This is a genomic window from Vibrio sp. 1557, from assembly GCF_033340175.1.
Lineage (GTDB): Bacteria > Pseudomonadota > Gammaproteobacteria > Enterobacterales > Vibrionaceae > Vibrio > Vibrio alginolyticus.
Genome location: NZ_JAWOVZ010000308.1, coordinates 1 through 1,008, shown reverse-complemented (window position 1 = coordinate 1,008; position 1,008 = coordinate 1). Strand labels below are relative to the sequence as shown.

Annotated in this window: 1 protein-coding gene; it reads right to left on the bottom strand. The window is 48.2% G+C overall.

Translation table 11 applies throughout. The features are described 5' to 3' along the window. The coding region (locus R7070_RS26680) for a sigma-54-dependent transcriptional regulator (RefSeq protein WP_318141587.1) at window positions 1-960 on the bottom strand (960 nt) is incomplete at its 3' end. Between the last annotated feature and the right edge of the window lie 48 nt (window positions 961-1,008).

The following is a 1,008-nucleotide window of genomic DNA, read 5'->3' as shown; positions in this document are numbered from 1 at the left end:
GTTTTCTGGCCAAGAAAGCTCTGTAATTCGGCGTACTTCGTCCAAACTGATGTGCGGTGGTTGCAGCTGATAACGGCTTGCTGCATGACGTACGAAGTGTTTGTAAAGTGGGCCAATATCTTCTTTGCGTTCATCCAGCGTTGGTAAGTGGATGAGCGTTGCGAACGTTTTAACATCGGCATCAACCTTGGTCGTCGCACCAAATACGCGCTCCAATTTCGGGTGGTTAAACAGGCATTGCCACTGTGCGAGCGAGATATGTTCTGCGCTGTGCAGGTACAAACTGCAACGATTTGAGTCTTCCGTCAGGTGTTCAATGGCTTTGTCGAGTGCATCTAGCGACAGTTCGTAAAGGTCTTCACCTGATGCTGCAATCAGCTCGCTGTCTGGTGTGGCGTGAATATCGTGAGCAAATTGCGCAGCTAATCGGCGACCAGTGCCGTCTTGTCCCACGAAAATCAGAGGTTGGTTCGTCGGTGCGCTGATTAAGGCTCGGCGAATACTCACCATGACTTTACTGTGACCAATCATTTTTGGGCCGACATGGGTTTGCATGTCGAGCTCTTTCTTAAGCCAGATGTTTTCTTGCAACAAGTTCAGCTTATCGCTGGCGTTGTTCAGTGATTTCATCAGTTGATCGGTTGAAAATGGTTTTTCCAGAAAGTCGTACGCGCCGCTTTTCATCGCTTCGACCGCCGTTTTAACGTCGCCATGCCCAGTTAGAACGATGAATTGAAAGTGGTGATTTTTGCTCAGCAGCGTACGCATAAACTCTAAGCCATCCATGACCGGCATGTGAATATCGGTAATGATGATGGCTGGAGAATTGGCATCGATAACTCTGAGTGCTTCAACGGCATTGGGAAAGCAAGTGACTTCAATGCCCTCGATAAGTAGTGCTTGTGAAACGGCATCACGAATGTGTGGTTCGTCATCAACAAAGATAACTGCGTTATGCATGGTCGTTTTCCGTTACTGGTTTGGTGGTACTGGTGTTTGCCATCGGAA